Raw genomic sequence first — 25796 nt, forward strand, 5'->3', positions numbered from 1 at the left:
ACATCAGGAACAACGAATTTCAGGCACTAAAAAATAGATTTGTGACATCAGTCATGATTATTTATGGGGAGTAAGCGAATGACTTATATATCGATAACACTTAAGTAACCGATATATTTACTCATTCGCTTAGCTTATGAAAATAATAATACCTGGCGAGCTGACACCCTTATTTATCGGCTGACTGGCGAATTAATAACGCCATCACTTCGTAATGCGCGGTATGCGGAAACATGTCGAACAGCTGAACGCGTTCGATGCGGTAATCCGGCAGCAAGGCAAGATCGGCCGCCATGGTTTTCGCATTGCAGCTGGAATAGAGCACCGTCGCAGGTGCCATATGGCTCAGATAGTTGCAGAGGGTTTTTCCAATGCCGCGACGTGGCGGATTGACCAGGACCAGATCCGGCACTTCTCCCTTGCCTGTGGCAAAACCGGTGGAGTCCAGCGCCTGGAATTCAACGTTTTGCAGCCCCAGCCGCGCTGCGGATTCTTTCGCACACGAGATGGCTTCGGCGCTGATTTCAATGCCGGTCAGCTTCATGTCAGGTGTCGCGCAGTGCAGGCCAAAACCGCCGACGCCGCAGAAAAGATCCCACATGCTGCTGATATTACCGCGTTCCCGCACCCAGTTGCGCGCCGTGGCGTACAGTTTTTCGGCCACCTGCGGATTAGTCTGGAAGAAACTTTGCGGGCGAATAAACAGCGGCACATGGTTGAATTCTTCTTCCAGACGCTGAACGTCAGTCAATGGAATTTCCGTATCCCCTTCGAGGATCGCCATGTGCACCGGCTGAATATTGGCGGAAATGACTTTCAGCTGCGGCAGTTGCTGTTGCAGCCACGGCAGAGCGGTTCGCAGTTGCGTCAGTTTGCTCTCTGAGCGCAGGACAAAGCGCAGCATCATGCCGCCGTCCTGCTGGCTTTCGGTCAGCAACATGAATTTCAACTCGCCGCGTTTACGGGCGACGTTATACGGCGTCAGTCCGGCGCGGGCGATGAAGGTTTTGAGCACGGCAAAGACCGCAGGAAAACTGGCCGGATACAGCGGGCAATCACATAAATCCACCGGCGTACCGTCGCGATGCAACATGCCGAGCAGCGGGCGCTCCACACTGCCGCTGACCACCATTTTGGCTTTGTTGCGAAATGCGCGCTCTTCACCCGTTACCGGTTCGCACCATTCTCCCACCGGCATTCCGCTCAGCAGACTGTGCAGATCTTGCTGTTTATCGGCCAGCTGGCGGGAGTAGGGTTTGTCGAGCCACTGGCAGGAGCGGCAGCTTCCGGCGGTGTAGAGAGCGCAATGCATGGAAAGGTTCCGGTAATCAGATGCTGGAAAAAACTGGCGCGCAGTGTATCACCGCGCGACATGAAAGGCTCACAGACGTTGTGCGTTATTTATAGCGCGCAAAGAAGCGCTGACTGCTGGCGGGCACAAACAACAATAGCAGAACCACGATATCGGGGATTTTTTGCATCAGCAACGCATACAGGAATTCGCCCTGCGTTTCGACGTTAAAGCGAAAGATGCGTGGCCCGAACCAGTCAAATGACGCCAGCAGCATGTAGCTGACAACAATCACCTGACAACCGATAAATGCCCAGCGTCCCCAGCGGCGCGCTCGCATCATGGCATAGGCCGCCCGGCATTCCACGAGGATAATCAACATACTGGCGAGCATGATGATGCTGTTCAGCCAGGATTCGGCGCTGACTTCGATAAAACTCATCAGCCCGGAAAACCCCATGGCATCAAACAATAATATAAATTCCAGCAGGCGCGTCGCCACAATCGCCGATGCGCCAATCATAACCGGTACAGGAATAAACGAGAGTTTCATACTTCCCTTTTGGCTCTCCATTTAAAATCAGGGCAGAATCAATCTGCCCGGTAATTTTTTGTTTTAATTGCGTGCGGCACGCTGAATCTCTTTCACTCTTTGCTTTTCCGCCCGAGACATAAACCACCACGCAATCATCCCGATAATGCCCACCACCAGCAGGATCAGCGTCGCCAGTGCGTTGATTTCCGGATTGACACCCATGCGTACACTGGCAAAGACCAGCATCGGTAAGGTCGTCGCGCCTGGCCCGGCGACAAAGCTGGCGATAACCAGGTCGTCTAACGACAGCGTAAACGCCAGCAGCCAGCCAGAAATCAGAGCAGGCAGGATCATCGGCAGCGTGATGATGAAGAACACCTTCAGTGGCGGTGCACCTAAATCCATCGCGGCTTCTTCGATAGAGCGATCCAGTTCGCGTAACCGCGCCGACACCACCACTGCGACGTAGGCGCTACAAAACGTGACGTGCGCCAGCCAGATGGTAAACATGCCGCGTTCCGCAGGCCAGCCAAAGGCGTGCCCCATCGCCACAAACAGCAATAACAGCGCCAGGCCGGTGATGACATCAGGCATGACCAGCGGTGCAGTCAACATAAACGCAAACCCGGTGGAGCCGCGAAAACGCCTGAAACGCACCATCACGACCGCCGCCAGCGTGCCGACGATTACCGCCATCGTCGCCGCGGCGGTCGCAATCGTCAGGCTCATGCCAACGGCGCTTATCATCGCGGAGTCATGGAAAAGCTGAGTATACCAGCGGGTAGACCAGCCCGCCCAGACCGTAACAAGCTTGGAGCTGTTGAACGAATAAATAACCAGCATCAGCATCGGCGCATACAAAAACGTAAAGCCGACGATCAGAATAAGAATTCGCCACGGCGAACGAACAACCGGTAACTTATTCATTCTTTATCTCCCAGCTCTTTGTTTTGGTATTTGTGGAACCAAAGGATCGGCATGATGAGCAGCAACAGCATGATCACTGCCACCGCAGAGGCCACCGGCCAGTCGCGGTTATTGAAAAATTCCTGCCACAAAATACGGCCAATCATAATGCTGTCCGGCCCGCCGAGCAGCTCCGGGATAACGTATTCGCCCACCGCCGGAATAAACACCAGCATCGAACCGGCGATGATCCCGCCTTTGGTCAGCGGCATAATCACTTTGAAGAAAGTTTTCAATGGCCGCGCACCGAGATCCAATGACGCTTCCACCAGCGAGTAATCCATACGGGTCAGCGCGGTATAAATCGGCAACACCATGAACGGCAGATACGAATAGACAATCCCGATATACACCGCCAGATTGGTGTGCAGGATAACCAGCGGCTGATCGATAACGTGCAGCCATAGCAACACATTGTTCAGCACGCCGTTGTCCTTCAGAATGCCCATCCACGCATAGACGCGGATCAGAAACGACGTCCACGATGGCAGGATCACCAGCAACAACAGAATATTGCGCGTCGAAACCCTGCTGTGCGCCACCGCCCATGCCAGCGGATAGCCGATCACCAGACACAGCGCCGTTGAGACAGCCGCTACCTGAATCGATTGCAAATAGGCTTCGATGTATAGCGGATCGTCGGTCAGCGAAATGTAATTGCCGATGTTCAGTGCGATATCCAGCATGCCGTCTGAAAAGGTGACCAGATCGGTATACGGCGGAATGGCGCGCGCCATCTCAGCAAAGCTGATTTTAAAGACGATAAGGAACGGCAGTAAAAACAGCAGCAGGAACCACACCAGCGGCAACAGGATCACCAGCTTGCGGCCATGACGCTGTTGGAGACGGCCAATGAGAGCTTTGAATCCGCCCGGAGGTTTGCTGACCGGTTGTTCAGAAATAACAGACATTTTCAGCCCCTTAAACAGTCAGCACGACGCAGCTGTCGGCTTCCCAGCACAGGCGCACTTCATCGCCCCAGGTTGGCATGCCTTTGCGGAAACGATGGCCGTTTTGCAGCTGCGCAGTGATCATCTGCCCGCTGTGCAATCTGACGTGATAGATCGACAGGTCGCCCAGATACGCGATGTTCACCACTTCGCCCACCGCAAAGTTGCTACCGTCTTCCGGCACGTCTTCGCACAACATGATTTTTTCCGGACGCAGCGCCACAAACACGGGTACGCCGTCCACTACTGACGCATCGGCATCGACTTTCAGCGGATGGATTAAGCCTGGTGAGGTCAGGATCAGTGCGTCGTCCAGGCGCTCTTTCAATACGCCTTCGAATACGTTCACCGAGCCAATAAACTCTGCGCTGAAGCGGCTGGTCGGATGCTCATAAATTTCTTCCGGTTCGCCAATTTGTACGAACTTACCTCGGTTCATGATGGCGATGCGCCCCGCCATGGTCATGGCTTCTTCCTGATCGTGCGTAACCATCACGCAGGTCGCGCCAACGCGCTCAAGAATATCCACCACTTCAAGCTGCATGCGATCACGCAGTTTTTTATCCAGCGCCCCCATGGGTTCATCAAGCAGTAATAATTTCGGGCGCTTCGCCAGACTGCGGGCTAACGCCACGCGCTGACGCTGACCGCCGGAGAGCTGGTGCGGCTTACGCTTAGCGAATTCCTGCATGTGGACCAGGGTCAGCATTTCAGCCACGCGGTTTTTGATTTCAGCAGACGGCAATTTGTCCTGCTTGAGTCCGAACGCAATGTTCTGTTCTACCGTCATATGCGGGAACAGCGCATATGACTGGAACATCATGTTGATCGGTCGCTGATACGGTGGCACCTGCGAGAGATCCACGCCATCAAGGACGATCTGCCCCTGTGTCGGCTGCTCGAAACCTGCCAGCATGCGCAGCAGCGTCGATTTCCCACAGCCGGATGCGCCGAGCAGAGCGAAAATCTCGCCTTTGTAGATAGTCAGACTGACATCATCGACAGCGGCCTGGCCGTCAAAAGACTTGGTTAAATTACGGATCTCCAGCAAAGGCGTGAAACCCTTCTGGGACTTAGGCTGCGGGCGGGGAATAGCGTCGTTCACTCAGAGAAATCTCCGGTATCAGAATAAAGCAGGTTCAAATAAGCATAACAGTCAGGGGGAAAAGTGCCTGACCCGTATGCCCAAACGTCATCCCAGACAAAACGTCAGCGGCCCCGCCGTGATTCTGCGGAGCCGCTGTGAAGTCTTCCTGACCTTTTTAAAACGGTACTATTTGCCCGTCTTAACTTTGGTCCATGATCTTGTGATCACACGGTCAATCTTAGGATCCTGAACTTTCAGGCTGAAAAGTTTGGCCTGCACATCCGCTGGCGGATAAATGCCCGGATTGTTACGCACATCTTCGTTGACCAATGGCGTAGCCGCTTTGTTGCCGCTGGCGTAGTAAACGGTGTTACTGACTTGCGCTATGACTTTCGGTTCCATCAGATAGTTGAGGAACTGATAGGCTTCGTCGAGGTTTTTCGCATCTTTCGGGATAGCAAACACGTCGAAGAATGCCAGTGCGCCTTCTTTCGGAATGCTGTAAGCCACGTTAACACCGTTTTTCGCTTCTTTCGCGCGGTTGGACGCCTGCATCACATCACCAGCCCAGCCGATGGCCACACAAATGTCGCCGTTCGCCAGGTCATTGATGTACTGAGAAGAGTGGAAATAACGAATGTTCGGACGCAGTTTCAGCAACAGATCGTTCGCCGCACCGGTGTAATCAGAGGCTTTGGTGCTGTTCGGATCTAAATGAAGATAGTTAAGCACGGTCGCGTAAATTTCCGCCGGCGCGTCTAAGAACGATACGCCGCAGCTTTTCAGCTTCTCTAAGTTTTCAGGCTTGAGAACCAGATCCCAGCTGTCGACGGGCGCATCTTTACCGAGCACCGCTTTCACTTTATCGACGTTATAGCCGATACCGGTGGTCGCCCACAGGTAAGGAATCGCGTATTTGTTGCCCGGATCGTGCTGAGCGACCATTTTCAGCAAATCAGGATCAAGGTTTTTGTAGTTAGGCAGTTTGCTTTTATCCAGCGGCTGGAATACACCGGCCGAGAGCTGGCGCTCCAGGAAACTGGCCGAGGGCACCACGAGGTCAAAACCGGTGCTGCCTGCCATGAGTTTGCCTTCCAGCACTTCGTTGGAATCAAACACGTCGTAAACCACTTTAATGCCCGTTTCCTTCTGGAAATCAGGCACGGTATTTGGCGCGATATAATCGGACCAGTTATAAATATGCAGCGTTTTCTCTTCCGCAGACGCTGTGACGGACGCGGCCATAACCAGACCGGCGACAACACCCGATAACCACTTTTTACGCAGGGTGAACATCCGTTACTACCTCCAAGACAGGTGAATATATTATTGAATTTGTATCACTGAAATGGATACAAAACCCTTCACGACAATGCCAACTGCCGCCCATGAAATGTGCATAGGCATTCAATGTTGACGAATACGCTGCCTGCGAATTAACCGTTTGGTTTTACGACGTAATCACGCGTGATGCAGAGTCAGAAGCATAGCGCCTGCAACTCCCGTGTACCAGCCTCCTGAGACAAAACCGGCGTTTATCGATTATTTATGCAAATAAGCTGTAGACCGTCTGGCATTTTAGCCATTAACAAAGTGAAATATAGTGCAACAATGGGCAAACAGCAGCATAACTTATCGTGAAAGCGAATAAAGGCAGCGGAGCCGTGGTTGATACGGCTCGCAGGGAAGGATCTTCAGAGGAAAGAGAAAAGAATAAAACGAATCAGTGAAGAAATGGCAGATTGACCGCCGCCGCAGGGGTGCCGCCTTCTTCCTCATCACCAATAAACAGCAAGTCATTGGCATGGGCTTCGAGAATAATCATCGACATCTGTTCTTCTGCCTGTTGCAGGAAGAAAGAGAACTGCTCATGCGTAACGCCCACTGCGATCGTCAGCGACTGGCAAACAATCAGCTTCGGCAGATTATCATCCTGAATATCCACGAAGGCTTTAATGGTCAGAGAGCTGGCATTGATCGAGCTTAAATCGGCGACCAGCGGGATAAGCGCCGTCGGTTTCACTTCGGCCAGCGCCGAGAACAAAATCACGTTGTCCACAATGTCGAGCTTGGCATCAAAAATGCCATCGAAATTCTGCATATGCGGCAGATGGAGAGCCTGACAGGAATCACACTCGAAAAAAGAAATGCCCAGCTGATCAAGCCAGCGCCGTAGCAGCGCCAAATCAGGGACGATGAGCGAATCCATAGAATGCCTCACGAGTTCAACAACGAAAATAACCCCAACTCGCTACGCACACGGCGTTGCGAAGGGGCGATAGCTTACGGAATTATACCGGCCAGCGCTACGATCAATACCGGGTTAGTCAACATTAGGCCGATCAATTGAGATTTAGCCGCCGGATTTTAAGCGAAAACCCGGTTTCGCACGTTGCTCGATGTAGTCGATCATCATCCCGGCGATGTCCAGCCCGGTGGTGGTTTCGATACCTTCCAGACCTGGCGACGCGTTGACTTCCATGACCAGAGGTCCGCGATGCGCCCGCAGAATATCCACACCGGCGATATCCAGTCCCAGCGTCTGCGCGGCTTTGACGGCAATCTCTTTTTCCTGTGGCGTAATTTTCACTTTCGTCGCCGTTCCGCCACGATGAAGATTGGAGCGAAAGTCCCCAGGTTTAGCCTGTCGCTCGATCGCCGCGACTACGCGTTTACCGACCACCAGACAGCGAATATCGCGCCCTTGTGCTTCGCGGATATATTCCTGCACCAGAATGTGTGCATTCAGTCCACGAAACGCATCAATCACACTTTCTGCCGCCTGGCGGGTTTCCGCCAGCACCACGCCGATCCCCTGCGTGCCTTCCACCAGTTTCACCACCAGCGGTGCGCCGCCGACCAGCGCAATGAGATCTGACGTATCGTCCGGCGCATTGGCAAATCCGGTGATCGGTAAATCAATTCCCTCCCGCGCCAGAATCTGCATCGAACGCAATTTATCGCGCGCCCGGGTGATCGCCACCGATTCGTTGAGCGGAAAGCTGCCCAGCATTTCAAACTGTCGCAGCACGGCGGTGCCGTAAAAGGTGATAGCGGACCCAATGCGCGGGATCACCGCATGATAAATATCCAGCTGACGTCCGCGATAATGCACGCTTGGCGCAGCAGGATTAATGTTCATATAGCATGACAGCGGATCGATAATGTCGATCTCGTGCCCCCGGCTCAGAGCCGCTTCTTTCAGGCGCTTGCACGAATACAAAGACCCGTCACGGGAAAGAATTGCAATCTTCATCCGACACTCCATCGCCGATTAGCGCGTTGCCCAACCTTGTTTATGCAATGCGTCCAGCATAAACGGACGCTGTTCCTTTTTAAGTGTGCGAATGATCAAATCACTCCAGGTATCGCGGCGGGCATTGCTGTCGCGCTGAAGATAATATTCGCTCAGTTCTTCGTCATACTGCGCCAGCACGGCGTTATCCACTGGCTGATAGCTATTTTCATGGACCAGTAAAGACTGCGGCATGCGTGGCTTCACCTGATGATCCTGCGCGGGTGTCCCCATACAGAAGCCAAACAGCGGCATGACAAATTTTGGCAACTTCAGCAGTGCGACAACGTCTTCCACCTGATTGCGGATCCCGCCGATAAACACACCGCCGAGCCCCAGAGATTCTGCCGCCGTCATGGCGTTCTGCGCCATCAGTGCGGTATCAACGCAGCCCAGCAGCAATTGTTCGGCAAGACCGAGTTCTGCTTCAGGATTGATCTGCAGATTACGGTTGAAATCCGCACAGAAAACCCAAAATTCAGCGGCGCTGGCCACGTATTTCTGACCACCGGTATACTCAACCAGTTTTTCGCGCAGAGCAGGACTGGTGATGCGGATAATAGAAGAAGACTGCAAAAAGCTGGACGTCGATGCGCCCTGAGCCGCCGCAATAATCGCTTCGCGCTGTTCGTCTGACACAGGCTTATCGGTAAACGCACGAATGGAGCGGTGTGAGCGCAGGAGGTCGATAGTCGGTGTCATGAAGAGTCCCTGGATTAAATAGTGTGAACATCAGCGCTCAATGATTGATGCAGTGAGCACAGTTTGCAAGGTTTCAGGATCCAAATGCTGTAACAATGTGCAGTCCCTAAAAATGCCTGCAGGTTCATTTGGATAGGTCAGAGGTATCGGACTAACAGGTAATTCCTGCTTTTTTTTATGGTTTGCAACAGGCATAGTAGCGACATCAAAAAGGTGATGCAGTTAACAAAACGAATCATTTCCTTTTCATTCATTTTTAAAACATACAAAGGAGTCTCCATGTTTGCAGTAATTTTCGGGCGTCCTGGCTGTCCTTATTGTGTACGTGCAAAAGAGTTGGCTGAAAAACTGACTGAAGAACGTGATGATTTCAACTTCCGCTATATCGACATCCATGCAGAAGGCATCACCAAAGCCGATCTGGAAAAAACCGTCGGTAAACCGGTTGAAACGGTTCCACAGATTTTCCTTGATCAGCAACACATTGGCGGCTTCACCGATTTCGAAGCATACGCGAAAGAACATCTGGCATTGTTCAGCAACTAATTGTTCTGTAACGATTATCAGTCACTGATCCGGCGTTTCACTGGATCAGTCAAAAAAAAGAAGATACACACAGCAAAAAGGCGCTCATTGAGCGCCTTTTCTTTTGGCCGGGATCCGGCATTGATTAAGGGTGTCTGAACTGTCGGTACCCCGTTATCAGCAGTTGGACCAGCATCGCGCCAAGCACACACCAGAATATAGCGCTGGTGGCGTACGCGATTTCCTGCACCGGTGGGCGAACGCGGGGGAAAAACGCCCAGCGTAATAAAAAGCAAACCGGTATCGATGTCAGCCCACCGATGAAAGAAGACAATATCGGCGACTCCCGGGCAATTAATGCCGTCACAATGCCGGGCAACAGGAAGAGCAGCAGACCGTATTCAGGTCCGGGCGCAGTGGTTCTGACAACGATCCAACTATTTTTTAAAGAGATAAAAATCACGATAAAAAATAGACAACAAAGAACGGGGGCTCTGACTGTGCGCCAAAGTGCCATTTTACTTCCTCCTTAAAGTTGGCGAGTTTTCACAGGCTGTCTTCAAATGCATCTGATGCGTTCTGTTACCTGATTGAGCCTTCTGGCTCACTTCCCTGACGTGCCACGCAATCCCGCGTAACACAAATTAAGTGTTTACATCATTTTATCCGGGCTTTTCTCTGGCTGTAGAGACGTTCTGTGACTAAAATGACGCCCGAAACCTGCTTTTCCCCGTCGTCTGCACTGCGCAGTCTCGGTAAGAACGGGCCAGGATTTTTCTCTTTCTGAATTTATCCTTTACATTCTCCTATATCAAGAATTTGTTGGTAAACAATAAGTTATCCTTGTGAATATAAACGTCGCTAGTTTGTTAAACGGGAATTACATCCTGTTATTATTTGTAGTTTTGGCGCTCGGTCTGTGCCTTGGAAAAGTGCGTCTGGGCTCCGTCCAGCTCGGAAATTCTATTGGCGTATTAGTGGTTTCCCTGCTTTTAGGCCAGCAGCATTTCAGCATTAACACCGAAGCGCTGAATCTCGGCTTTATGCTGTTTATTTTCTGTGTCGGCGTCGAAGCCGGACCCAACTTTTTTTCGATTTTCTTCCGCGACGGCAAAAACTATTTCATGCTGGCGCTGGTGATGGTCGGCACCGCCATGTTGCTGGCACTCGGACTTGGGCGGTTCTTCGGCTGGGACATTGGCCTCACCGCCGGTATGCTCGCCGGCTCAATGACCTCTACGCCGGTGCTGGTGGGCGCAGGGGACACGCTGCGCAATACCATGGGCGGCAATAAACTTCTCGGCCCAGAGCTCGATAACCTGAGCCTCGGCTATGCCCTGACCTATCTCATCGGGCTGGTCAGCCTGATTTTCGGCGCGCGCTATCTGCCAAAACTGCAACACCAGGATTTACCGACCAGCGCGCAGCAAATTGCCCGCGAACGTGGTCTGGATACCGACAGCAAACGCAAAGTCTATCTGCCGGTCATTCGTGCCTACCGCGTGGGTCAGGAGCTGGTTGCCTGGGCTGACGGCAAAAACCTTCGCGAACTGGGGATCTACCGCCAGACCGGATGCTACATCGAACGTATCCGTCGTAACGGGATTTTAGCGACGCCGGACGGCGACGCGGTATTACAGGTCGGTGATGAGATTTCACTGGTCGGTTATCCTGATGCACATTCACGCCTTGATCCGAGTTTCCGCAACGGCAAAGAAGTCTTCGATCGCGACCTGCTCGATATGCGCATTGTGACCGAAGAAGTGGTGGTGAAAAACAATCACGCCGTCGGCAAACGTCTGAGCCAGCTGAACCTGACCGATCAGGGTTGTTTCCTTAACCGCGTCATCCGCAGTCAGATTGAAATGCCGATTGACGACAGCATTGTGCTCAATAAAGGCGATGTGTTGCAGGTCAGCGGTGATGCCCGTCGTGTAAAAAGTGTGGCAGACCGCATCGGGTTTATCTCCGTACACAGTCAGGTCACTGACTTACTGGCTTTCTGTGCCTTCTTCATCGTCGGTCTGATGATTGGCCTCATCACCTTCCAGTTTAAGAACTTCAGTTTCGGTATCGGTAATGCTGCCGGTTTGCTGTTCGCCGGTATCATGCTGGGGTTCCTGCGTGCCAACCACCCTACTTTCGGCTATATCCCGCAGGGTGCGCTGAACATGGTGAAAGAGTTTGGTCTGATGGTATTTATGGCGGGTGTCGGCCTCAGCGCAGGCGCGGGGATTAATAACGGGCTTGGCGCTATCGGCGGCCAGATGCTGGTGTCGGGGCTGATTGTCAGCCTGGTGCCGGTCATCATCTGCTTTATCTTTGGTGCCTACGTCCTGCGCATGAACCGGGCGTTGCTGTTTGGCGCGATCATGGGGGCGCGAACCTGCGCACCCGCGATGGAGATCATCAGCGATACCGCACGAAGCAACATTCCTGCTCTCGGTTACGCCGGAACCTACGCTATCGCTAACGTATTACTGACGCTGGCCGGGACATTGATCGTTATCATCTGGCCAGGTGCCTGACGTAACTCATTGAAGTGAAATTAAGAAAAATAAAATCAATATTTTTTTTAAATTTTTGCCACATGAAACGAACTTTTATACTGGGGAGCAGTCTTAATTAGTGCCACTGCTTTTCTTAGAAGTCCCCAAATTTGGAGAGCCCGTGAATCCCGCCTTTTTTAGGTTCAAGATTCCCGGGTTTTTTATTATCTGAATTTTGTCATCATACTTTCTGCAATGCCCCTCAGTTCTCAATCACCCTGATCAGGGTTCCATCAATATCTATCATTACGCCCATTTTCATGCCCCATGACTGGGTTTCGGGCAGATGGACACAGGGACGCGTATGCGGATCTTCACCGATTCCGGCGGCCCTGAAGTCTGCAAACATCGCATCGGCGTCATCGACGCGCAGGCAACAACTGAACCAGCTGGTTGCCGGGTCGAGGTCTGGATGCAGGAAAAACTCCAGCGTAATGCCCCCGCGAACCATGATCAGCCAGCTGTCGTCGACGTAGGTTTTAATGAAACCAAAGCTGCCATAAAAGCGCTGCGTTTCTTCAAAATTGCGGGAAGGAAGATTGGGTGTGGCGTGATCGGTCATGACGGGCCTCGGTGAATTTCAGGTTTATCAAAGGATAAGCCATGATGCATGAGGTCGCAGGAAAATTAAACGTGTAACGATATAACAAAAAACCCTTCCCTGACGGGAAGGGAATCAGACACAGCAAACTAACAGGCCCGAATAAATGTGGGCAAAAATCGGTTTATCAGAACTGATACACCAGACCTACTGCCACAATATCGTCGGTCGCGATACCGGCATCACGGGTCAGACGGGTGTCGTCCATCAGGTTAATTTTGTAATCCACGTAGGTCAGCATGTTTTTGTTGAAGAAGTAAGACGCGCCGACATCAACATATTTGGTCAGGTTCTGTTTACCATAACCTTCAACATCTCTTGCATGAGACTGAACGTAGGCAACGGATGGACGCAGACCGAAGTCAAACTGGTACTGTGCAACAGCTTCAAAGTTCTGCGCTTTATCTGCATAACCGTAAGCCTTGCTGCCCGCTGAGCCGAATCGATTGGCGTTGTAGCTCTGGGTGTACATCGCTGCCAGATAAATGTTGTTGGCATCATATTTCAGGCCGCCGCTGTAAGCAGTCGCTTTATCGCCGTTACCCAGGATTGCTGAATTGTTGCGGCCGTTCTGCTCGTTGGTGCGGTCAGACGCCATCATCGCAGCAGCTGCGCTAAAGCCTTCGCCGAGGTCATAAGACAGGGACATGCCGTAGCCGTCGCCGTTTTGTGCGAGCACGTCGCGACCGTTGTTGGTTTCAGTGGCGCTGCCATTTTTACCCTGATACTGCAGCGCTACATCCAGACCATCGACCATGCCGAAGAAGTTCTGGTTACGGTAAGTCAGGACGCCGTTCGCACGCTGGAACATGAAGTTATCTGCGCCGTAGGTATCACCACCGAACTCAGGCAAAACGTCGGTCCATGCTGCGACGTCGTACATCACGCCGTAGTTACGGCCATAATCCAGTGAACCGAACTCACCAAATTTCAGACCAGCAAAGCCGACACGGGTGAAGTTGTTCGCGTCATCGCTTTCCGCTTTGTTCAGCGCTGCCTGATATTCCCACTGGCCGTAACCAGTCAGTTCGTTGCTGATCTGAGTTTCGCCGCGCAGACCGAAACGCATATATGACTGGTCGCCGTCGGAACCTTTATCATCGGAGAAATAATGCAGACCATCAATTTTCCCGTAGAGGTCAAGCTTATTGCCGTCTTTATTATAAATCTCAGCAGCGCCTGCGGTGCCTGCCATCATCAGTGCCGGGATTACCAGAGAAAGTACGCGTAGTTTCATCATCAATATCCTTGATCAATTTATGAACTATTTTGTTTGCCGTCAGGCAACTTTATTACTCGTTACTGTGAAGCTTTATATCTTCTTCAGGTCCGGAGCAGATGGACGTCAAAATAAACGAGGATAAGTTCCGTTGCAACCAGAAATTATTTGAAATAGTTTTCGTTTAAGAATGATTTAGAAAAATAACGTCCCGCAAGAATTTCATTAACATCAATTCTCTGGCTCTCGAATATCACGCATAAGAATCTCATCATATTTAAAATATAAAATACATATATTTCAATACCATATATGATTTCCATTCGCTTATTTTATAATTTAATTTTCAGTGCATCTTATTAAAAATTGGCTATTTTTTCGCAACAAATCCCCTTTTCAGAGCCTATTTACTGACATTCATACCCTCTGAAATGTAAGGTTTTGTATATTTCCAATTGTTCCTTAACGTTATTATTTCATATCACATATTAATATTTTACGGATATGAATGATTTGAGCCGGTGGAATAGTTCTGATTAAGGTCATCTGATCATTATTTCAGACAATAAAAAACCACCTTGCAGGTGGTTTTTTATACTTCCATGCGCAATCGCAATATTACAAGATGCGTTCGAGCCGCTGATCTTTACCACCTAAACGTCCGTCAGTCTGATTCCATTCCTTTTCGTACGCCTTATAAGCAAACACAAAGGCCTGATGGCCGTCTTCAAAATTCTGATCAGGACGTTTGTGCCAGCCGGAATAAGCGTCATAACGCAAAATCTCATATACGCCGTCTGCCGGACGAATTAGGTAAGTGTAATGCTCACAATACTCCGGCGCATAAGGAATATCCTCGCCCTCTTCCAGAGTGATGAACAGACCGCCGAGGCGTAATTTAATCATTGATATCCTTTTTCATGATCCACAGTTTGGTGGTTTGCGTTTCGGTCACATAGGCACTTTCAACTACCTGATGCATTCCCTGACGCTGATAGAACCCTATGGCGGGCAGATTACTTTGCAACACCTCCAGCCACAAGGCTGGCTGATGACGTTCTCTGGCCGCGGCTTCCACGGCAGCAAACACCTGTGATCCGGCACCGCGCGCGCGACTTTGCGGCGTGAAATAAAGTTTGCACAGTTTAGCGCCCTGACCTTCTGCCAGTCCCAGCGGTTGATCAAAATGAAGTTTAGCAAACCCAATAGCATTGTCGTTTTCCAGCGCGATAATCCACCGGTAACGGGCATCCTGCAAACTGCTCTGCATTTCTTCATCGCCAAAATCGTACGCAAGAAAGGCTTCCAGTTCATCGCTATTGTGCCACAAATCGCCAAAATAGTGACGATAGGTCTCCCTGCCAAGCTGTTGTAACGTGATCAAATCTTCAATAAACGCCTGCCGAATCTCCATCCTGTTGCTCTCCCTTTCTGATTTTATTTACACTGTTTCGGCCAAAATGATTTGGCAATTAAGATTATTTTTATAGGAGTCATTCTTATGACGCAAAACATTTACGACGATCAGGCTTTTTTTGAAGGTTACGCCCAACTGGGCCGTTCGCAGTTCGGGCTTGACGGTGCCGCCGAATGGCCGTCACTGAAAGCCATGCTGAAGAATGTAGAAAGTAGCCGTGTGGTCGATCTCGGTTGCGGTTACGGCTGGTTCTGCCGCGCTGCGCGGGAACTGGGAGCCGCAGACGTGCTGGGGCTGGATGTGTCGGAGAAAATGCTGGCAAAGGCACACTCCATGACGTCGGATGCTCATATCCTCTATGCCCGGCAAGACCTTGAAAGCCTGACGCTGCCCGAAAATGCATTTGAACTGGCGTACAGTTCTCTTACGCTGCATTACATTGAGGCACTGCCTGCGCTGCTCGACACGGTGTACCGTGCCCTAACGCCCGGCGGATCTTTTGTCTTCTCGGCTGAACATCCGATTTATACCGCGCCGTCGAATCCCGGCTGGCATATTGATGAGCACGGGCAGAAAAGCTGGCCGGTCGATGGCTATCAGCGCGAAGGCAAACGCGTGACAAACTGGTTTGCTGAAGGCGTCATCAAACAGCACCGCACGCTGGGCACCTATATCAGTTTGCTGATTAATGCCGGTTTCGTTATACGCGAGCTGAACGAATGGGGACCTTCCGCTCAGCAAATTGCTACCGTTCCTGCACTGGCCGAAGAAGTCGAACGCCCGATGCTGTTCCTGATGTCCGTTCAAAAACCTCGCTAACATCCTCTGTAAAGACTTCGTACTGCACCTTTCTATCACTTTTTTTGTCAGGCATTTTTGCCGGGAGGCTCGTCCTCCCGCCTGCTTAAGGTTTTGTTAAGATCCCCCGCATAAAATCAAACACATCGGGAAACTATACAGCGCATCAATGAATTCGATATTCAGACGATCCCCTCTGTACGTTAACGGCAGCATAAACTAACGTGGAACTCACTTTTAGATGTGTTGTCAGTCTGTTACTGGAACATTTTTAGGGCTTTTTTGGCCTTTTTTTGATGAGGGTACGTTTATGGAGCAGTTGAATCATCTGCTTTTTCTTTGGATTAACGCCACGCCGGCATCGCCGGAAGCACTGATTAAGGTGGCGATTTTTCTGGCCAATGATCTGATTATGATTGTCCCCATATTGATTATCGGCCTGTGGCTGTGGGGTCATCGTGAGCACATAGGCCAGCAACGCGAGCTGGTCAGCAAAACGGCTATTGCGTTGTTATTTGCCATGTCCACCGCCAAAGCGTTGTCGGAACTCTTCCCCCACGCACGCCCTTTTGTCGAAGGCTTTGGGTATAACTTCCTGCATCATTCACCTGACGATTCGTTCCCGAGCGATCACGGCACAGCTATCTTTACCTTCGCACTGGCGTTCCTGTTCTGGCATCGTCTCTGGTCAGGTGCATTGCTGATGGTCACCGCGCTGGGCATCGCCTGGTCGCGCGTGTATCTCGGCGTGCACTGGCCATTGGATATGCTCGGTGGTTTCCTGGTCGGGATGCTGGGCTGCCTGTTCTCACAACTGGTGTGGAACCTATTCGGCGAGCAGATTAACGCGCTGATGTGTAAGGTTTACCGTTTCGGATTTGCCTTTCCCATCAAGAAAGGTTGGGTGCGCGGCTAGTTAATAAATACAAATTGTAGACATAAAAAAGCGAGGCTAAATGAGCCTCGCTTGTTATTTCCAGCAACGGCAATTATTTACCAAAAATGCTTGCCCAAAGACCACTGATTTTCATCATCACGAAGTCCCAGATTCTGCCAATAAAACCGGTTTCCTTCACTTCCTGCAACGCGACCAGCGGGCGTTGTTCGATAACTTTGCCATCCAGACTGAAATCTACCGTACCGACCACCTGATTTTTCGCCAGCGGTGCTTCGAGCTGTGGCGTGGTCAGATTGAAGCTGGCTTTCAGGTTTTTCAGCTGACCTTTAGGCATGGTCAGCGACGCATTTTCTGCGACACCCAGCGGCACCATTTTCTCATCACCGAACCAGACGCGCTGGCTGGTAAAGGCATCACCGGCTTTAATTGGCGTCAGTGTCTCGTAGAAGCGGAAGCCCCACGTCAGCAGACTTTCACTTTCGTTAAAGCGAATACGGTCACTCGGCGCACCCATCACCACAGCAATCAGACGCATACCGGTAGAATCACTGGCAGAAGACACTAAGTTGTAGCCAGCGCCAGAGGTGTAGCCGGTTTTGATGCCGTCAACGTTGAGGTTGGAGCTCCATAACAGGCGGTTACGGTTGATTTGCTTGATGTGGTTGAAAGTAAATTCTTTCTCTTTATGCAGCGCATATTCTTCCGGCGTATCGCGGATCAACGCCTGCGACAGCAGAGCCATGTCGGTGGCGGAGGTGTACTGCCCGTCGGCATCCAGCCCGTGTACTGTTTTGAAATGGGTGTTTTGCAGTTTCAGCTGCTCAGCGTAACGGTTCATCAGGTTAACGAAAGAATCCTGACTCCCCGCCACGAAATCCGCCAGCGCGATACTTGCATCGTTACCTGACTGGATAACAATGCCTTTATTGAGTTCTGAAACCGGCACGCGGTCGCCCGGCTTGAGGAACATCAGGGAAGATCCTCGCAGGACCGGATTGCCGGTCGCCCAGGCATCGTTGCCTACAGAAACCAGATCGTCGGATTTGATTTTGCCGGATTTGATCGCCTGACCGACCACGTAGCTGACCATGATTTTACTCAGGCTGGCCGGGTCGAGACGCGTATCAGGGTTAGATTCAGCGATGATTTTTCCGCTGTTGTAATCCATCAGCACCCAGGATTTTGCATTCACCTGAGGTGCCACCGGGGCGTTGTCGGCCTGAGCGGCAGGAAGGGACAGCAGCATTACTCCGCCGCCCAGCGCGTAAATAAAAGTCCGTTTGAATTGGGAAGAAATAGTCATAGGTATCAGCGCTTTTGTCCGGGTTACTGAAATTTATCTTATCTTTCAATCAGATTGTGCAAGTCTGCAGGTGTAAAAACTACTGCTTTCCGGGTCGGGAATAAACCTAAATAGTGTAAAGATCTTAAGAATAGGTGAATTTTCTGATGCTTGCGCGAAACGTGCCGATGAAAAAATCCGCGCTGATGCTTTCTTCATAGCATTGATGAACAGCCAGCTCACTCCAGAATACATACGAAATATCTATAACAATAAGCGTCTTACCCCCAACGGAAGGTCAACGTTTTTGCGCGAAGCATCACACATCAGACCGCAAAATCACGGATAAAGGTCTCACTCTCGCGACTGACCTCATCACGGATAAAATCGATAAATTCACTCAGCGCCACCGAACGCCTTCTGCCCGCTGGCGTCTGCAACTGCAACGTCCGCTGGCTGAGTTGCTCAATGTTAACTGATTTCACCCGCAGGTCGTCGCGCCGGGCTTTGTACAGAATCGAGAAATGGCTGCACGCCACAATCGCCCCCGGCGTTTGCACCATAAAATCATACAGCGTCGAGAACCGGTTACAGCTGACGGCGGGCTCCAGGAAGATGCCGCTCATCCGGCAGGATAAATCGAACAGCTGGCGGATGGTGCTGCCCTGCTCATTCATTGCCAGAGGATAGGGGTGCAGATCGGTAAGCTGCAAATCGCCCTCGGCCAGCGGATGATCCTGTCGCATCACCATGCGCACCGGCGCCGGAAAGGATGCCATAACGTCCACGCCGCGTTCGGCGACCAGACTGAACTGCAACGCCAGTTCCACTTCGCCGCTGTGGATCATCTCTGACACTTCAACTGCCGTGCCAACGTTGAGATAAAACATCACGCCGGGGTTGATCAGCCGGAAACGCGAGAACAACTGCGGCAGCAGGTCAAACGCCAGTCCGTCGGTACAGGCCATGCGGATCACCGTGCGCCGCACTGCATTCAACCCCTGAATTTCGGCAATCGCGTGTTCCATTTCCATCATGCTTTTTCGCACGTGGTTTTCGAGAATCTGCCCGGCATCGTTGAGCACCATGCCGCGCGCATGACGCTCAAACAACGGCGCACCTATACGTTCCTCCAGCCGCTGGATCTGGCGACTGATGGCTGAAACCGCGACAAAAAGTTGCTTACTGGCCGCACTCAGCGAACCGGAATTAGCCACCGCGAGGAAATAACGGATTTCAGTACTTTGCATGGCGGACTTGCCTCATAAGTGTGCAGATGAGCATTACAATAAAAGCAACGCTTAGTTGCAATTATTATTATTGTGGCAACGCTTACGCAACGCTTAGAGTGAAACTGCTAAAAAAACCAACAATAAGATTACAAACACAACATAAGCAGGTTCCTCATGACAGCGGATAATATCGTTGAACAGGCGTTAGCCTGGTTTGATCAGGGTGAATATCAGCGCATTCTGGCGCGCCGGGTCGCTATTGCTACCGAAAGCCAGAGTATTTCACGCGACGCTGAACTCGCGCGTTACCTCGATGAAGAGATTAAACCGGCGTTATCGGCGATGGGCTTTAGTCTGCTCAGCATCGACAATCCTCACGCCGCCAACCGTCCCTTTCTGATTGCGACACGAATTGAAAACAGCGCGCTGCCGACCGTGCTCAGTTACGGCCACGGGGACGTGGTGTTCGGTGACGATGAAAACTGGCGCAGCGATCTTTCTCCCTGGACGCTGAAAGAAGAAGGCGACCGCTGGTACGGACGCGGCAGCGCGGACAATAAAGGCCAGCACAGCATCAACCTCGCGGCGCTGGAGCAAATCTTCAAAGCGCGCAACGGGCGTCTGGGCTTTAACTGCAAACTGCTGTTCGAAATGGGCGAAGAAATCAGCTCTCCCGGTCTGGCCGATTTGTGCCGCACCTATCAAGAAGAACTGAGCGCGGATATTTTCCTCGCCTCCGATGGCCCGCGCCTGAGCGCCGTTCGCCCGACGCTGTTTCTCGGCTCACGCGGCGCGGTGAATTTCCGCCTGACCATCAACGCGCGAGACAACGCCTATCACTCAGGAAACTGGGGCGGCCTGCTCTCCAATCCCGGCACGCAGCTGGCGAATGCGCTGGCCTGTCTGGTGAATCAGCACGGTCAGTTGCAGGTGGCGGCGCTCAAACCGCCTGCGGTCAGTGAGGCAATCCGTGAAATCCTGCGCGACGTAGAAGTCGGCGGCGGTGAGAATGACCCGCAGATCGACCCAAACTGGGGCGAAGCCGGTCTGACGCCAACCGAACGTCTCTACGCGTGGAATCAGCTGGAAGTTCTCTCCTTCCTGACCGGCAATCCGCAGCGCCCGATGAATGCCATTCCCGGCCACGCCACGGCGGTGTGTCAGCTGCGTTTTGTGGTGGGCACCGACTGGCAAAATCTGGCGGAGCATGTGCGCGCGCATCTTGTTGCACACGGCTACCCGCAGGTGGAAGTGGAGTTTATGCGCGGTTCTCCGGCAACCCGCTTTGATCCGACCGATCCGCTGGTCAGCTGGGCGCTGGACATCATGCAGCAAACCACCGGTAAAAAACCGGCGCTGCTGCCGAACCTCGGTGGCTCACTGCCAAACGATGTCTTCTCCGACATTCTCGGCCTGCCGACGCTGTGGGTGCCACATTCGTATCCCGCCTGCGGCCAGCACGGCGTCAATGAACATATGCTGATTTCGGTCGCCCGCGAAGGGCTGGCGATCATGACCCATCTGTTATGGGATCTCGGCGAACAGGGGGCCGCCCTGCTCGGTCAACATCACGTACACCAAAGCGCGCCAGCCGGAGCGGTTCAATGAGCCAGATAACTGCATCTTCAACGCCGGTCAACAGCACGGCTGAAAAGCCTAACCTGATGAAAACGCTGTTCGCGACCTGTATCGGTAACGCGCTGGAATGGTTCGATATCGCGATTTATGGCTTCTTCGCCAGCTATATCGCCCACGCCTATTTCCCCACCTCTGACCCGACCGTGTCGCTGTTACTGACCTTCGGCAGCTTCGGCGTCTCTTTCCTGATCCGCCCGCTGGGCGCAATTGTGCTGGGCGCTTATGCCGATAAACATGGGCGGAAAGCGTCACTGCTGATGTCCATCAGCCTGATGATGCTCGGCGGCCTGATTATTGTGGTCACGCCATCGTATGGCACCATCGGAATGGCAGCCCCTCTGCTGATCCTCGCCGCACGCCTGATTCAGGGCTTCTCCGCAGGCGGTGAATTCGGCAGCTCCACGGCGTTTCTGGTGGAACATTTCCCGGAGCGCAAAGCTTTTATCGCCAGCTGGCAGTTCGCCACGCAGGGCGCGAGTACGCTGCTAGCGTCGGCGTTTGGTCTTGGCTTATCGGCTCTGCTCACAGAAGCACAACTTCAGGACTGGGGATGGCGCATTCCGTTTATCTTCGGCTTGCTGATTGGCCCTGTCGGTTTATATATCCGCCGCCATATTAAAGAGTCCGAAAGCTTCCGCACCGCCGAGAAAACGGCGTCGCCGCTGAAAGAAATCGTGAGGGCGCAGAAAGGTCTGTTCTTTATCGCCATCGGTCTGATGGTGGTTTCAACTGCCATCAACTACATGCTGAATTACGTGCCGACCTATGCCACCAAAACGCTGCTGTTACCGGCCTCAGCGGGCTTTACCGCCACGCTCTCCGCCGGGATTATCCTGACGGTGGTGACGCCGCTGATGGGATTATGGGCAGAAAAAGTGGGGGCGTCTGCCGCTGATGTGGGGCTCGCTGGTGCTGATGCTGATCACCATCTATCCGGCATTCTGGCTGATGCTCGAATACACCTCGGCGCTGTCGTTGCTGCTGCTTATCAGCTGGCTGGCGTTGCTGAAATCGGTATATTTCTCCGCGGTGCCGTCGATGATGGCGGACTTGTTCCCGATAACCACCCGCGCCAGCGGTATGGCAATCAGCTACAACGTTGCGGTGACGGTGTTCGGCGGTTTCGCACCGTTCATTTGTACGCTGCTGATTTCCGCCACCGGCAGCAGTCTGGCACCGGGCTATTACCTGATGGTCGTCGCGCTGCTCAGCGTCTGGTCATTGTTTAAAGCGCAAAAACTACAGCGCTAATCCGTCCTGTTCCACGCTCAGCGACAGCCCTGCGCCGCCGCTGAGCGATTCTTTTTTCGCTTCGCTTAATTTTGCTCCGTGGCTTATAGTCTTAAACAGTCATCATCACAATAATCAATCTTTCTCTATTAAAACAAGGGGTTCTGAATGATCACCGTGTGGGGCCGTGAAAACTCGACTAACGTCAAAAAAGTACTGTGGATGCTCGATGAACTGAGTCAGGTGTATGAAGTCATCAACGCGGGCGGCGCGTATGGCAAAAACAAAGACCCGATTTATCTTTCGCTAAATCCGAACGGGCTGGTGCCCTGCCTGCAGGAAGATGATTTCGTCCTGTGGGAATCGAACGCCATTTTACGTTATCTGGCAGAACGCTCGGGCAAAGAGCAGTTCTGGCCAGCCAGTGCCCAGCAACGTGCCAGTGCCGATAAATGGCTGGACTGGGCAAGTAATTCGCTGGTCACGCCGTATCGTCAGGTTTATCAGACGCTGGTGCGCATTCCTGAACCCGAGCGCGATATGGCGCTGGTGGCCAGCGGAATGGAAACCTTCGAGAAGTATTGGGCGATTGCTGATGCAGTGCTGGCGAAGCAGAAATGGCTTTCCGGCGAAGAGTTCGGGATCGGCGATATTCCACTGGGGATTTACGCCTATTCCTGGTATTCACTGGACATCAAACGTCAGTCGCACCCGAATATCGAGCGCTGGTATCAGCAACTGACGCAACGTCCTGCGTTCCAGAAACGTGTGATGATCCCGCTGAGTTAAGGCGCGTTATAGACATCCTCGGCGGTGAAGACAGGCAGAAGGGGAAAGCGTCCGCGCCATCAGGGATGATTTCAAGGCGTCTTTACGATCTGACTGTTTTCACCGTTTTTGACATTTTTCATTCGTTTCCGGCGGGTCTTATGACCCGCCTTTTTCATTTATTGCTGCGGGGAAACCTTCAGCAGTTTGCCGTCTTTCTCATCGGTCAATACATAGACAAAACCGTCCGGCCCGGTCTGCACTTCGCGGATGCGCTCTTTTCTGTCTGTCAGCAGACGCTCTTCGCCGGTCACTTTATCGCCGTCCACCGTCAGGCGGATCAGCGATTCTCCCGCCAGCGCGCCGATAAACAGCGAATGTTTCCACTGTGGGAAACGTTCGGCGTTGTAAAACGCCATCCCGCTCAGCGCCGGTGACACTTCCCAGTAATAAATCGGATCTACAGTCCCGGCAAGCGTGGTGCCTTTGGCTTCAGGGATCGGCTGCCCGGAATAATTAATACCAAACGTCGCCAGTGGCCAGCCGTAATTTTTACCCGGCTGCGGCAGATTCACTTCATCGCCACCGCGCGGACCGTGCTCAGATTCCCACAGGGCACCGGTCCACGGATTGATCGCCAGACCCTGCGGATTGCGGTTACCGTAAGTCCAGATCTCCGGTTTAGCACTCTTATCCTTCACAAACGGATTGTCCTGCGGCACCCCACCCTCAGGCGTCAGACGCAAAATCTTGCCCTGCAACTGGTTAAGATGCTGCGCATTGATACGCTGATTATTATCGCCGGTGGACATGAAAATATTGCCCTTCTTATCGAAGGCAATTCGCCCGCCAAGATTGATACCACTGCTCAGCGCCGGTTGTTGAACGAAGACAACTTTGAAATCTTCAAGTGACTGGTTATCCGCCGAAAGCGTTCCATAGCCCAGCGCCGCATGAGGTTCACCCTTCTCACCTGGCTGGGCGAAGCTCAGATAGACACGGCGGTTTTGGGTGAAATCGGGGGATAAACGCACATCCCACAAACCCGCCTGTCCTGCGACCCACACACGCGGCACGCCTTTGAGCGGTTGCGACAGTCCACCCCCAGGCTGCCACAGACGCAGCTGACCGCTGCGTTCGGTGATCAGTGCGCCGCCATTCTCCGGCAGAAATGCCAGCGACCACGGGTTTTCCAGCCCGGTGGCAAGTTCGGTGACATCCGCACGCGCTGAAATCGGGGAGATGGGGGCTTTCGGTGCCGCGTTGGCGTTACCGGCCAGCAGGGCCAGTGCGAGAACGGGCAGTAAGGTGTCGCGGAAAGGATAAGTCATAGGGCTTCCTCCGGTGGCATCTTTTTAGGTGTGTGCTTTTAGTCTAGGCCATGTGACTGATTTTGCTCACTCAGTAGCTTTCACCTATAACCAACAGGAATAACGCCGCGCTGAAATATAATAACAACAAAGCATTCCCTCCTTCTTAACATACCGGTAGACTGCTTCGACAGAATAGACGTCCGGACAGACAGACTTCTGTACATCCTCACTCTGGAATGCCTAATTGCATACCGAAATGACACCAGATATTTTCCCTGCCGCAAGCAGACATCGCACCGACGGAGTTGTTAAATAATGAAAAAAATATCCGCATCCCTGCTGGCACTCAGCCTGTTCTCAGCGCTTCCGGCATTTGCCGCTGATACCACGCCAGCGCCTGTTCCGGCGGCGATTGCTCAACATAACGGTCCGGTGCGTATCGCCATTGTGCGTAACCTGGGTTCGGACGATAACACCACTCAGTTTCTGGCCGGTGCGATCAAACAGGGTCGTGCCCTCGGCTTTAAAGTGGATACGTTTCTGAGCAACGGTGACGATGCGAAATTCCAGGATTTCGTTAATCAGGCTATCAGCCAGAAATACGACGGTATCATTCTCTCGCAGGGTCGCGGCCCGTATTCTGAAGCGCTGGTCAAACGTATCGCCGCAGCGGGCATCGCGGTGTCAGCATTTGATACCGACGTGCCGGAAAATATTCCTGGCGTGACCGTCACCCGTCAGGACGATGCGTCTCTGGCAAAAGCGTCCGTCGGGCAATTAGTCAAAGATTTCAATGGTAAAGCCAACATCGTCAAGCTGTGGGTGGCCGGTTTCCCGCCAATGGAGCGCCGTCAGAAAACCTACGAAGCGATCCTCAAAGAGAATCCTGGCATTCATCAGCTCGAATCTATCGGCGCGGTCTCTTCTGATGTGCAGGGCGATACGGCCAATAAAGTCGGTGCAATTTTAGCGAAATACCCTAAGGGGCAGATCGACGCGATCTGGGGCGCATGGGATGCTTTCAGTCAGGGCGCGTATAAAGCGCTGAAAGAGAATGGTCGTACTGAAATCAAACTCTACAGCATCGACGTTTCAAATCAGGATCTGCAGCTGATGCGCGAAAAAGGCAGCCCGTGGCAGATGACCGCCGCGGTGGATACGCAGCTGATTGGTGCGGTAAACCTGCGCATCGTGGCGCTGAAAATTGCCGGTGAGAAAACCCCTGCGACCTACGAGTTCCCGGCGCAGACCATCCCGCAGTCTCTGCTGCTCAGCCAGCCGGACGGTATCAACGTGACCGGCCTGAGCAAAATTATTCCAGGCTGGGGCAAATCTGAAGATTTCACCGCCCCGTGGTTTGCCACGCTGGAAGCGAAATATAAAAAGTAATTGCGTAAACCTCCCGGCAACGGGAGGTTTTTTCACCCTTTTCCCCGCTCAACTTTCCGCCGTTTGCCCCCTGCGATCACAGAAATAAAGAAACATAAATTCAGAAGCAAA

24 protein-coding genes and 1 pseudogene are annotated in these 25796 nt (G+C 52.4%); 8 read left to right on the forward strand and 17 right to left on the reverse strand.

What is annotated here, in order from left to right:
- Nucleotides 1–169: 169 nt before the first annotated feature.
- The 9 genes from rlmC to nfsA form a co-directional block, all read right to left on the reverse strand.
- Nucleotides 170–1312, reverse strand: a complete 1143-nt coding sequence (gene rlmC / locus GE278_12040; GenBank protein ID QLK61454.1) for a 23S rRNA (uracil(747)-C(5))-methyltransferase RlmC — start codon at nucleotides 1310–1312, stop codon at nucleotides 170–172.
- An 85-nt stretch (nucleotides 1313–1397) separates the two neighbouring features.
- Nucleotides 1398–1844, reverse strand: a complete 447-nt coding sequence (locus GE278_12045) for a DUF2593 family protein (protein QLK61455.1) — start codon at nucleotides 1842–1844, stop codon at nucleotides 1398–1400.
- Between the two features lie 63 nt (nucleotides 1845–1907).
- Nucleotides 1908–2753 carry a putrescine ABC transporter permease PotI gene (gene potI, locus GE278_12050; GenBank protein ID QLK61456.1) on the reverse strand — a complete coding sequence of 282 codons (846 nt, stop codon included), beginning with the start codon at nucleotides 2751–2753 and terminating at the stop codon, nucleotides 1908–1910.
- The gene (gene potH / locus GE278_12055) at nucleotides 2750–3703 is read right to left on the reverse strand and encodes a putrescine ABC transporter permease PotH (protein ID QLK61457.1); all 954 of its coding nucleotides are present in this window, start codon (nucleotides 3701–3703) and stop codon (nucleotides 2750–2752) included. Before potH ends, potI begins: the two co-directional genes overlap by 4 nt.
- A 10-nt stretch (nucleotides 3704–3713) precedes the next feature.
- Nucleotides 3714–4847: a putrescine ABC transporter ATP-binding subunit PotG gene (gene potG, locus GE278_12060; protein QLK61458.1), complete on the reverse strand. Its 1134-nt coding sequence runs from the start codon at nucleotides 4845–4847 to the stop codon at nucleotides 3714–3716.
- A 168-nt stretch (nucleotides 4848–5015) separates the two neighbouring features.
- Nucleotides 5016–6125: a spermidine/putrescine ABC transporter substrate-binding protein PotF gene (gene potF, locus GE278_12065; protein ID QLK61459.1), complete on the reverse strand. Its 1110-nt coding sequence runs from the start codon at nucleotides 6123–6125 to the stop codon at nucleotides 5016–5018.
- Nucleotides 6126–6552: 427 nt separating this feature from the next.
- On the reverse strand, nucleotides 6553–7038 hold the full coding sequence (locus GE278_12070) for a YbjN domain-containing protein (GenBank protein QLK61460.1): 486 nt from the start codon (nucleotides 7036–7038) through the stop codon (nucleotides 6553–6555).
- A gap of 144 nt (nucleotides 7039–7182) precedes the next feature.
- Nucleotides 7183–8085 (reverse strand): 30S ribosomal protein S6--L-glutamate ligase, encoded by a 903-nt coding sequence (gene rimK, locus GE278_12075; protein ID QLK61461.1) that lies wholly within the window; start codon nucleotides 8083–8085, stop codon nucleotides 7183–7185.
- 18 nt (nucleotides 8086–8103) lie between these two features.
- Nucleotides 8104–8826, reverse strand: coding sequence for an oxygen-insensitive NADPH nitroreductase (gene nfsA, locus GE278_12080; protein QLK61462.1), 723 nt, complete (start codon nucleotides 8824–8826; stop codon nucleotides 8104–8106).
- Between the two features lie 279 nt (nucleotides 8827–9105).
- Here nfsA and GE278_12085 point away from each other — a divergent pair, with 279 nt between their 5' ends.
- Nucleotides 9106–9372 carry a GrxA family glutaredoxin gene (locus tag GE278_12085; protein ID QLK61463.1) on the forward strand — a complete coding sequence of 89 codons (267 nt, stop codon included), beginning with the start codon at nucleotides 9106–9108 and terminating at the stop codon, nucleotides 9370–9372.
- 124 nt (nucleotides 9373–9496) lie between these two features.
- Here the strand turns inward: GE278_12085 and GE278_12090 are convergent, their stop codons facing one another.
- Nucleotides 9497–9868 (reverse strand): hypothetical protein, encoded by a 372-nt coding sequence (locus tag GE278_12090; GenBank protein QLK61464.1) that lies wholly within the window; start codon nucleotides 9866–9868, stop codon nucleotides 9497–9499.
- 328 nt (nucleotides 9869–10196) lie between these two features.
- Here GE278_12090 and GE278_12095 point away from each other — a divergent pair, with 328 nt between their 5' ends.
- Nucleotides 10197–11879 carry a transporter gene (locus tag GE278_12095; GenBank protein QLK61465.1) on the forward strand — a complete coding sequence of 561 codons (1683 nt, stop codon included), beginning with the start codon at nucleotides 10197–10199 and terminating at the stop codon, nucleotides 11877–11879.
- 223 nt (nucleotides 11880–12102) lie between these two features.
- Here the strand turns inward: GE278_12095 and GE278_12100 are convergent, their stop codons facing one another.
- The 4 genes from GE278_12100 to GE278_12115 all read right to left on the reverse strand — a co-directional run bounded on the left by GE278_12100 (nucleotide 12103) and on the right by GE278_12115 (nucleotide 15134).
- Nucleotides 12103–12462: a bleomycin resistance protein gene (locus GE278_12100; protein QLK61466.1), complete on the reverse strand. Its 360-nt coding sequence runs from the start codon at nucleotides 12460–12462 to the stop codon at nucleotides 12103–12105.
- 166 nt (nucleotides 12463–12628) lie between these two features.
- On the reverse strand, nucleotides 12629–13738 hold the full coding sequence (gene ompC, locus GE278_12105; protein ID QLK63279.1) for a porin OmpC: 1110 nt from the start codon (nucleotides 13736–13738) through the stop codon (nucleotides 12629–12631).
- Nucleotides 13739–14338: 600 nt separating this feature from the next.
- Nucleotides 14339–14626: a hypothetical protein gene (locus GE278_12110; protein QLK61467.1), complete on the reverse strand. Its 288-nt coding sequence runs from the start codon at nucleotides 14624–14626 to the stop codon at nucleotides 14339–14341.
- Nucleotides 14619–15134 (reverse strand): GNAT family N-acetyltransferase, encoded by a 516-nt coding sequence (locus GE278_12115; protein ID QLK61468.1) that lies wholly within the window; start codon nucleotides 15132–15134, stop codon nucleotides 14619–14621. Before GE278_12115 ends, GE278_12110 begins: the two co-directional genes overlap by 8 nt.
- Before the next feature lie 87 nt (nucleotides 15135–15221).
- Between GE278_12115 and GE278_12120 the strand changes: the two genes are divergently transcribed.
- Both GE278_12120 and ybjG read left to right on the forward strand, forming a co-directional pair.
- A complete protein-coding gene (locus GE278_12120; protein QLK61469.1) occupies nucleotides 15222–15956 on the forward strand; it encodes a methyltransferase domain-containing protein in 735 nt (244 codons plus the stop codon).
- A gap of 289 nt (nucleotides 15957–16245) precedes the next feature.
- A complete protein-coding gene (ybjG, locus tag GE278_12125; GenBank protein QLK61470.1) occupies nucleotides 16246–16851 on the forward strand; it encodes an undecaprenyl-diphosphate phosphatase in 606 nt (201 codons plus the stop codon).
- A 73-nt stretch (nucleotides 16852–16924) separates the two neighbouring features.
- Here ybjG and GE278_12130 read toward each other — a convergent pair whose 3' ends face one another.
- The gene (locus tag GE278_12130) at nucleotides 16925–18136 is read right to left on the reverse strand and encodes a serine-type D-Ala-D-Ala carboxypeptidase (protein ID QLK61471.1); all 1212 of its coding nucleotides are present in this window, start codon (nucleotides 18134–18136) and stop codon (nucleotides 16925–16927) included.
- A gap of 305 nt (nucleotides 18137–18441) precedes the next feature.
- Nucleotides 18442–19365: a LysR family transcriptional regulator gene (locus GE278_12135; GenBank protein ID QLK61472.1), complete on the reverse strand. Its 924-nt coding sequence runs from the start codon at nucleotides 19363–19365 to the stop codon at nucleotides 18442–18444.
- A 156-nt stretch (nucleotides 19366–19521) separates the two neighbouring features.
- Between GE278_12135 and GE278_12140 the strand changes: the two genes are divergently transcribed.
- The 3 genes and pseudogenes from GE278_12140 to GE278_12150 all read left to right on the forward strand — a co-directional run bounded on the left by GE278_12140 (nucleotide 19522) and on the right by GE278_12150 (nucleotide 23004).
- Nucleotides 19522–20955, forward strand: a complete 1434-nt coding sequence (locus tag GE278_12140; protein QLK61473.1) for a M20/M25/M40 family metallo-hydrolase — start codon at nucleotides 19522–19524, stop codon at nucleotides 20953–20955.
- Nucleotides 20952–22236, forward strand: a pseudogene (locus tag GE278_12145) (MFS transporter). The gene GE278_12140 and the pseudogene GE278_12145 overlap by 4 nt, the downstream one beginning before the upstream one ends.
- A gap of 147 nt (nucleotides 22237–22383) precedes the next feature.
- The gene (locus GE278_12150; GenBank protein ID QLK61474.1) at nucleotides 22384–23004 is read left to right on the forward strand and encodes a glutathione S-transferase; all 621 of its coding nucleotides are present in this window, start codon (nucleotides 22384–22386) and stop codon (nucleotides 23002–23004) included.
- Between the two features lie 158 nt (nucleotides 23005–23162).
- Here the strand turns inward: GE278_12150 and GE278_12155 are convergent, their stop codons facing one another.
- Nucleotides 23163–24314: a PQQ-dependent sugar dehydrogenase gene (locus GE278_12155; GenBank protein QLK61475.1), complete on the reverse strand. Its 1152-nt coding sequence runs from the start codon at nucleotides 24312–24314 to the stop codon at nucleotides 23163–23165.
- Between the two features lie 297 nt (nucleotides 24315–24611).
- On the opposite strand from GE278_12155, the gene GE278_12160 reads away from it, so the two are divergent.
- The gene (locus GE278_12160) at nucleotides 24612–25685 is read left to right on the forward strand and encodes a substrate-binding domain-containing protein (protein ID QLK61476.1); all 1074 of its coding nucleotides are present in this window, start codon (nucleotides 24612–24614) and stop codon (nucleotides 25683–25685) included.
- Nucleotides 25686–25796 lie beyond the last annotated feature (111 nt).

The organism is Enterobacteriaceae bacterium Kacie_13, assembly GCA_013457415.1.
In the GTDB taxonomy this organism is placed as follows: Bacteria; Pseudomonadota; Gammaproteobacteria; order Enterobacterales; family Enterobacteriaceae; genus Rahnella.

Excerpts from the sequence above, each read along its gene's own strand:
- GE278_12045 (QLK61455.1), bottom strand. The coding sequence starts at position 1,844 with ATGAAACTCTCGTTTATTCCTGTACCGGTTATGATTGGCGCATCGGCG.
- potI (QLK61456.1), bottom strand. The coding sequence starts at position 2,753 with ATGAATAAGTTACCGGTTGTTCGTTCGCCGTGGCGAATTCTTATTCTG.
- ybjG (QLK61470.1), top strand. The coding sequence starts at position 16,246 with ATGGAGCAGTTGAATCATCTGCTTTTTCTTTGGATTAACGCCACGCCG.
- potF (QLK61459.1), bottom strand. The coding sequence starts at position 6,125 with ATGTTCACCCTGCGTAAAAAGTGGTTATCGGGTGTTGTCGCCGGTCTG.
- GE278_12155 (QLK61475.1), bottom strand. The coding sequence starts at position 24,314 with ATGACTTATCCTTTCCGCGACACCTTACTGCCCGTTCTCGCACTGGCC.
- potH (QLK61457.1), bottom strand. The coding sequence starts at position 3,703 with ATGTCTGTTATTTCTGAACAACCGGTCAGCAAACCTCCGGGCGGATTC.
- GE278_12130 (QLK61471.1), bottom strand. The coding sequence starts at position 18,136 with ATGACTATTTCTTCCCAATTCAAACGGACTTTTATTTACGCGCTGGGC.
- GE278_12100 (QLK61466.1), bottom strand. The coding sequence starts at position 12,462 with ATGACCGATCACGCCACACCCAATCTTCCTTCCCGCAATTTTGAAGAA.
- GE278_12120 (QLK61469.1), top strand. The coding sequence starts at position 15,222 with ATGACGCAAAACATTTACGACGATCAGGCTTTTTTTGAAGGTTACGCC.
- GE278_12135 (QLK61472.1), bottom strand. The coding sequence starts at position 19,365 with ATGCAAAGTACTGAAATCCGTTATTTCCTCGCGGTGGCTAATTCCGGT.
- rlmC (QLK61454.1), bottom strand. The coding sequence starts at position 1,312 with ATGCATTGCGCTCTCTACACCGCCGGAAGCTGCCGCTCCTGCCAGTGG.
- GE278_12110 (QLK61467.1), bottom strand. The coding sequence starts at position 14,626 with ATGATTAAATTACGCCTCGGCGGTCTGTTCATCACTCTGGAAGAGGGC.
- GE278_12090 (QLK61464.1), bottom strand. The coding sequence starts at position 9,868 with ATGGCACTTTGGCGCACAGTCAGAGCCCCCGTTCTTTGTTGTCTATTT.
- rimK (QLK61461.1), bottom strand. The coding sequence starts at position 8,085 with ATGAAGATTGCAATTCTTTCCCGTGACGGGTCTTTGTATTCGTGCAAG.
- GE278_12070 (QLK61460.1), bottom strand. The coding sequence starts at position 7,038 with ATGGATTCGCTCATCGTCCCTGATTTGGCGCTGCTACGGCGCTGGCTT.
- ompC (QLK63279.1), bottom strand. The coding sequence starts at position 13,738 with ATGAAACTACGCGTACTTTCTCTGGTAATCCCGGCACTGATGATGGCA.
- GE278_12140 (QLK61473.1), top strand. The coding sequence starts at position 19,522 with ATGACAGCGGATAATATCGTTGAACAGGCGTTAGCCTGGTTTGATCAG.
- GE278_12115 (QLK61468.1), bottom strand. The coding sequence starts at position 15,134 with ATGGAGATTCGGCAGGCGTTTATTGAAGATTTGATCACGTTACAACAG.
- nfsA (QLK61462.1), bottom strand. The coding sequence starts at position 8,826 with ATGACACCGACTATCGACCTCCTGCGCTCACACCGCTCCATTCGTGCG.
- GE278_12085 (QLK61463.1), top strand. The coding sequence starts at position 9,106 with ATGTTTGCAGTAATTTTCGGGCGTCCTGGCTGTCCTTATTGTGTACGT.
- GE278_12160 (QLK61476.1), top strand. The coding sequence starts at position 24,612 with ATGAAAAAAATATCCGCATCCCTGCTGGCACTCAGCCTGTTCTCAGCG.
- GE278_12150 (QLK61474.1), top strand. The coding sequence starts at position 22,384 with ATGATCACCGTGTGGGGCCGTGAAAACTCGACTAACGTCAAAAAAGTA.